This window comes from Mesorhizobium sp. M7A.F.Ca.ET.027.03.2.1 (assembly GCF_003999175.1).
Lineage (GTDB): Bacteria > Pseudomonadota > Alphaproteobacteria > Rhizobiales > Rhizobiaceae > Mesorhizobium.
The window spans coordinates 1-5,632 of sequence record NZ_RZOM01000334.1; the positions used below are offsets into that span (position 1 = coordinate 1).

Below are 5,632 nucleotides of genomic sequence, written 5' to 3' on the forward strand. Positions count from 1 at the left end.
CCACGGCGTCGAAAAGATCCTGACGCTGCGCGTCGGCGACGCGACACTGCGTGCCACCGTGCCGGCCAGGACCGACGTCGCCATCGAGCAGGCGGTGCGCTTTGCCTGGAACCCCGACAAGGTGGTGCTGTTCGACAAGGGCAGCGGCGTCAGCTTGCGACACGCCTCATAAAGCGCGTCGCGCTGAAACGGATTCATGCGACGCGCTTTAGGTCTTTGTTTTTGTGCATGTCGTTCTCCCAAAACCGAGGTCACTTTTGGGCGACATGCGTGAGGCCGCATCCCAGCCTATTTCTGGAAGTAGGTTTCGTAGGGCGTGTCGTTGATCAGCAGGATCACGCATTCCGTGTCGGAGACGCAGGCGTCGTCATGCATCTCATTGGCTTTCTGGGTCCAGTAGGATCCAGGAGGCAGTTCGACCTTGGTCGCCTCGCCGCCATCCATCTGCCAGTGCGCCCACAGCCCCTTTATAACCACCGCACGATAATCCGCGGTGTGCGCATGGACCGGTGCACGCCAGTTGCCGGGAACCTTCAGCAACGTGCCTGCCGGACCCTTGGCCCGCTCGCCCCACAATGGGCCAAGACGATGCGGCTGGTCGGGTACTTCCGCCACATAGGGGATCTTGTCGGCCGGCAGGTAGCTGTCCTCGAGGGCAAAGGCGCGCCCGGGAACCGCAAGCATGACGGCGAGTGCGATGACCTTCAGATGATTTGGCATGGTTCTCCTCTTCGGACCGACTGGACGCCGGCCGCTGGCTGCCTGGTTATGGCAAGCTATTGCATGCGGGTGGCCCGGCAATGGCATTGCGTCCGGAAGGCTTGGCAATTCATCCAGACCCGGCAATTCATCCAGACCCTGCGATCCATGGCCGCGGATCCGGGATCGTCTCAGCGGTTTTCGGAGGTGCCGTCGACGGTGCGCAGGTGGCTGGGCGCGATGCCTATGATGCGCTTGAACGCCCGGCTGAACGACGCTTCGGAATCGTAACCCAGTCTGGCGGCGACCACCGAAACCCGCATCCGATCGTCGATCAGCCATTGCCGCGCCTGGTGCATGCGTATCCGGGCGACATATCTCGCCGGTGTTTCGCCAACGACGGCCGTGAAGCGTTCGGCGAAGGCCGATCGCGAGGCGCCCATTTCGCGCGCCAGCGCTTCGACAGTCCAGTTCCTGTCGGGCTGCAGATGAATGGCGGCAAGTACGCGGCCGATGTCGCGATCCCTGATCGCCGCGATCCAGCCTCTGGTGTCGCCGCCGCTGTTTTCCACCCATGAACGGATGATGCTTGCAGCCAGTACGTCGGCCAGCCGCGCCAGCATGCCGCCGGAACCGGCGCGGTTCATGGTGATCTCGCCGGCCATGGCTTGCAGCAGATGCGGAATACCTGGCTCGCCAGTCATCAATTCCTTGGCGCGCATCATGTCCGGCATCATGCCCAGCAAGGGGTGCGATCCGTCCAGGTTGAAGTGCATGCTGCCGCAAAACAGCAAGATTTTCGGGCCGTGGCCGCCATTGGAGACATTGAAGACATTGTCCTGCAAAGGCTCGACAGTGTAGCTTTCGATCGGCACGGCAGGAATGCCAGGCGCGCTGGCAACGACATGCTCGGCGCCGCGCGGCAAGAGCAACGCATCGCCGGGTGTCAGCTCAATCCATTCTCCGGCTGGCGAGAACAGCCAGCATCCGCGGCGGCCAATGAAGTGAAACCGTGCTGCCTTCTGGGCAGGAAACAACACCGCCCATGGCTCCGAAAGTTCGCAGCGGCCATAGTCGACGCCATCAAGCCGCAATCCGCGCAAGATGTCGGTGAGCGGACCCTCCGAGGCCGGCAAGGCAGTCTTGGGCGAGGTGAAAACCATGCGGATTTTTCTGAAGCAGTTCATCGTTTAACGGAAACGTTGAACCGCTCTATCTCTTTGTTTTGACGCAATTCCGGACGGAAAAACCGCTTCACACTTTTCCTGGAATTGCTTTAGCCTGGAATTACCAGTCCGTCACGGCCTCCATGCGTCGGCTCAGGGCAACGAATTCGGGCCAACAGGTTCCTTCGGAGCTTTCGCCAGGCGTAGGGACGGAGCATCAAACGAAAAACCCGCCTGTGCGGCGGGTCACTGGCGCAAATCAGCACCATAGACAGAAATGTAGCATAGCTGAGGTCACCGAGTCAAGAAAAAATTCCTATCACGAAAAGCCGGCACAAAAGCTGCCGGGACCGCCGAACTGGCTGCTGCCTTTGGCAAGCTGAGTTCGAAACCCTGTGCGTCAGCTGGCCTGGCGGATATCGGCCTGTTCCTCGCCCCGGAGATGGCTGCGCGCCAAGCCGATGACGCGCTTGAAGGCGCGGCTGAAGGCGGCATCGGATTCATATCCGAGACGCCAAGAACCATCACGGTTTTCGGGCCGGCGCCGTTGTGATGGCAGCGACGAAGCGGTTCAGGCTGTCCTCGACATAGGCGGCCACTTCGATCGCCGGGTCAAAGCTCCACCACAGCAACGAGCCTTGCCAATGCGAGGCCATCAGCAGGCCGATGTCGCGTGGCGGGTTGGGCGTCTTGGCAAAACAGGCTGCAAGTGTGTCGCACAGGAACGCCTTCCAGGCCGCACCCCGCGCCCTGAGCACGGGATCGCGCAGATCCTCGCGTAGGACAAGCAGGCCTTCGGCATAGGATTCGATGCCGCCATAGAATTGCGACAGCGCCACCAGCAACGCGACCGCACCGGTGGGGGTTCTGGGAACGGTGGCTGCCAGCTTTCTGGTGTTCTCGTCGAGACCGTCCCAGGCGTGCAGCAAAGTGCGCTGTTTCAACTGCGCCTTGTTCTTGAAGCGCTGCACCAGCGTTGCACCGGAGAGACCGCAGGCCTTTGCCAGACGCTCGAAGGTGAGTGCTTCGGGACCATGCTCGTGGATTAGCCGGTGCGCGGTCTCCAGCACCTGCTCGTCGGACTGGGTTTTTGGCCGTGTCATCTTGACATCCCGATATAACCGAATGATCATTTATATATATGGCGCGAACAGCACAAGCCAGCCTTGTCTGATCGATGAGTCCGTTTTTGGGAGAGTTCAATGACGCTGCAAGGGAAAGTTGCTCTGGTCGCCGGCGGGACGCGCGGCGCCGGACGGGGCATAGCGATCGAACTCGGCGCAGCCGGCGCCACCGTCTATGTCACCGGGCGCAGCACGCGCGCCCAGCAATCCGAATATGCCCGGCCCGAAACCATCGAGGAAACAGCGGAACTGGTCTCGGCGAACGGAGGCAAGGGCATCGCCGTTCAGGTCGATCATCTGGTGGCCGACGATGTGCGCAAACTGGTCGAGCGCATCCGCACCGAACAAGGCCGGCTCGACATACTGGTGAATGACATCTGGGGTGGCGAGAAACTGTTCGAGTGGGACAAACCGGTCTGGGACCACAATCTGGACAACGGCCTGCGCATGCTGCGGCTCGGCATCGACACGCATCTGATCACCGCGCACCATGCGCTGCCGCTGTTGATCGAACGTCCGGGCGGGCTGCTCGTCGAGGTCACAGACGGCACGGCCGAATACAATGCCGATCACTACCGGCTGTCGCCATTCTACGATCTCGCCAAGGTCGCGGTGACGCGCATGGCATGGGCGCATGCCCAGGATCTCGCAAAACACGACGCAACGTCCGTGTCGCTGACGCCCGGCTGGCTGCGTTCGGAGATGATGCTGGAAGCCTTTGGCGTGAGCGAGGGCAATTGGCGCGACGCCACCACTGAGGTGCCGCATTTCGTCATTTCCGAGACGCCACGTTTCGTCGGCCGCGCCGTTGCGGCTTTGGCGGCGGATCCGGACCGCTCGCGCTGGAACGGACAGTCGCTGTCCAGCGGCGGGCTGGCGCAGGTCTACGGCTTTACCGACCTCGACGGCTCACGGCCCGACGCCTGGCGTTATGTTCCCGAGGTTCAGGATGCCGGCAAGCCCGCCGATGCGACGGGCTATCGATAGGTAATTGGTTCCTGCGCAATTCCGGACGGAAAACCGCTGCGCAGTTTTCCTGGAATTGCGTCAGGCGGACCGCCCGTCGAAATCGAAGACCGACAGCGTCGAAGGATCGAGATCGGCCACGCAGTTAATGTTGATATAGGCGCTGCGTTCACGGCCCTCGCGGACATCCTCCGCAAAGGGATGGATGCCGCAAGCCCGGCAGAACCGGTGCGCGATGGCATGGTTGCCGAATGTGTAAGTGCCCAAATCGTCGCCCCAGGCCAGGACCCGCAAGGTCTCATGCGGGATGGCACACAGCAGGGCGCTCTTGCGCGTGCAGATCGAACAATTGCACCTGATGGCACCGGTCAGTTCGGCCTTGAATTCGAAGGCCACCTTGCCGCAGTGGCAGCTTCCTTTGTAGAGCATCGGGTTTTTCCTCGTATTCGACAGGGTGCAAAACTGCCTGCGCCGGGTTAAGTCTGGGCAAGCCATGCACTGGCCGCACCCCCCTTAAGACGTTCAAGGCGTCCGGAGTCCGACACCGAAAATGCAATCCGTTCGTGATCATCTGGAAATCATTCTTGCGCGCCTCGCCGCCCGTGCCGGCGAAGAGCACGTGTTCACGAAACTCTATGCCGAAGCCGCACGGGCCGCGGCTGATGCCAGCGATGCCCGCAAGCGGGCAAGTGTGACGCTAGGGCCGCTCGACGGCACCATCGTCTCGATCAAGGACCTGTTCGATGTCGCCGGCGAGCCGACCACGGCCGGTTCGCTGATGCGCAAGACCGCGGCGCCCGCCCAAAGCGACGCGGCAATCGTCAGCCGGCTGCGGCAGGCCGGCGCGGTCATCATCGGCAAGACCAACATGACCGAATTCGCCTTCACCGCGATCGGCGACAACAGACATTTCGGCACGCCTGGCAATGCCGTGGACGCCAGCCGCATTCCGGGCGGTTCTTCCTCGGGCGCCGGCGTTTCCATCGGCGAGGCGACGAGCGAAATATCGATCGGTTCCGATACCGGCGGTTCGATACGCATACCGGCTTCACTCAACGGTGTCGTCGGCTTCAAGCCGACAGCGCGACGCGTGCCGCTCGCCGGCGCGTTCCCACTGTCCGCCACGCTGGACTCGATCGGGCCGCTTGCCCGAACCGTCGCCCAATGTGCCGCCGCCGACGCCGTGATGGCCGGCGAGGTGCCGACCGCGCTGATGCCGATTGCCCTTGCAGGGCTTCACATAGGCATTCCGCGCGGCGTCCTTTTCGAAGAGACGGAAGACGAGGTGGCGACCGCGTTCGACCGCTGCCTTGGCAAGATCGAGCAGACAGGCGCGCGGATCGCCGACCTGTCGATCGACGATCTGCTTGCCGATTTGCGCGCGGCGACCAAGCGTGGCTCGATCGCTGCGATGGAAGGGGCCGAAGTGCATGCCGACTGGCTGGCGACAGGAGCGTCGGTGCCGGTCGACCCGCATGTCAGCGGACCTTTGTCGCGGGCGGCAATGCTGCCGACGCCTGTCTACATCAGGGCAATGCGTCGTCGCGCAGCACTTGCCGCCGCCATGGACGAGCGGCTGGCATCGGTCGATGTGCTGGCTCTGCCGACCACGCCGGTGACGGCGCCGACCATCGTCTCGATGGCTGACGACGCCGAGCTGCGCGACCGCACCGAGGG

Annotated in this window: 6 protein-coding genes and 1 pseudogene; 3 read left to right on the forward strand and 4 right to left on the reverse strand. The window is 62.7% G+C overall.

What is annotated here, in order from left to right; all coding sequences use genetic code 11:
- A pseudogene (locus EN750_RS40780) lies at positions 1–172 on the forward strand (ABC transporter ATP-binding protein); the annotation flags it as partial.
- Positions 173–288: 116 nt separating this feature from the next.
- On the opposite strand, the gene EN750_RS16235 reads toward EN750_RS40780, so the two are convergent.
- The 3 genes from EN750_RS16235 to EN750_RS16250 all read right to left on the reverse strand — a co-directional run bounded on the left by EN750_RS16235 (position 289) and on the right by EN750_RS16250 (position 2,968).
- Entirely contained in the window at positions 289–720 is a 432-nt protein-coding gene (locus EN750_RS16235) for a DUF4437 domain-containing protein (RefSeq protein ID WP_127397009.1), read from the reverse strand.
- Positions 721–890: 170 nt separating this feature from the next.
- Positions 891–1,862, reverse strand: coding sequence for an AraC family transcriptional regulator (locus EN750_RS16240; protein ID WP_189526242.1), 972 nt, complete (start codon positions 1,860–1,862; stop codon positions 891–893).
- A 527-nt stretch (positions 1,863–2,389) separates the two neighbouring features.
- On the reverse strand, positions 2,390–2,968 hold the full coding sequence (locus tag EN750_RS16250) for a TetR/AcrR family transcriptional regulator (protein ID WP_245482721.1): 579 nt from the start codon (positions 2,966–2,968) through the stop codon (positions 2,390–2,392).
- Positions 2,969–3,067: 99 nt separating this feature from the next.
- Here EN750_RS16250 and EN750_RS16255 point away from each other — a divergent pair, with 99 nt between their 5' ends.
- The gene (locus tag EN750_RS16255; RefSeq protein ID WP_127397012.1) at positions 3,068–3,976 is read left to right on the forward strand and encodes an SDR family oxidoreductase; all 909 of its coding nucleotides are present in this window, start codon (positions 3,068–3,070) and stop codon (positions 3,974–3,976) included.
- Between the two features lie 60 nt (positions 3,977–4,036).
- On the opposite strand, the gene EN750_RS16260 is transcribed toward EN750_RS16255, so the two are convergent.
- The gene (locus EN750_RS16260) at positions 4,037–4,384 is read right to left on the reverse strand and encodes a GFA family protein (protein ID WP_027037790.1); all 348 of its coding nucleotides are present in this window, start codon (positions 4,382–4,384) and stop codon (positions 4,037–4,039) included.
- A gap of 121 nt (positions 4,385–4,505) precedes the next feature.
- Here EN750_RS16260 and EN750_RS16265 point away from each other — a divergent pair.
- The coding region (locus tag EN750_RS16265; RefSeq protein ID WP_127397013.1) for an amidase at positions 4,506–5,632 on the forward strand (1,127 nt) is incomplete at its 3' end.

Bases quoted from the DNA above. Each gene is read 5' to 3' on its own strand.
- EN750_RS16235 (WP_127397009.1), bottom strand. From the start codon at position 720: ATGCCAAATCATCTGAAGGTCATCGCACTCGCCGTCATGCTTGCGGTT.
- EN750_RS16240 (WP_189526242.1), bottom strand. From the start codon at position 1,862: ATGGTTTTCACCTCGCCCAAGACTGCCTTGCCGGCCTCGGAGGGTCCG.
- EN750_RS16250 (WP_245482721.1), bottom strand. From the start codon at position 2,968: ATGACACGGCCAAAAACCCAGTCCGACGAGCAGGTGCTGGAGACCGCG.
- EN750_RS16255 (WP_127397012.1), top strand. From the start codon at position 3,068: ATGACGCTGCAAGGGAAAGTTGCTCTGGTCGCCGGCGGGACGCGCGGC.
- EN750_RS16260 (WP_027037790.1), bottom strand. From the start codon at position 4,384: ATGCTCTACAAAGGAAGCTGCCACTGCGGCAAGGTGGCCTTCGAATTC.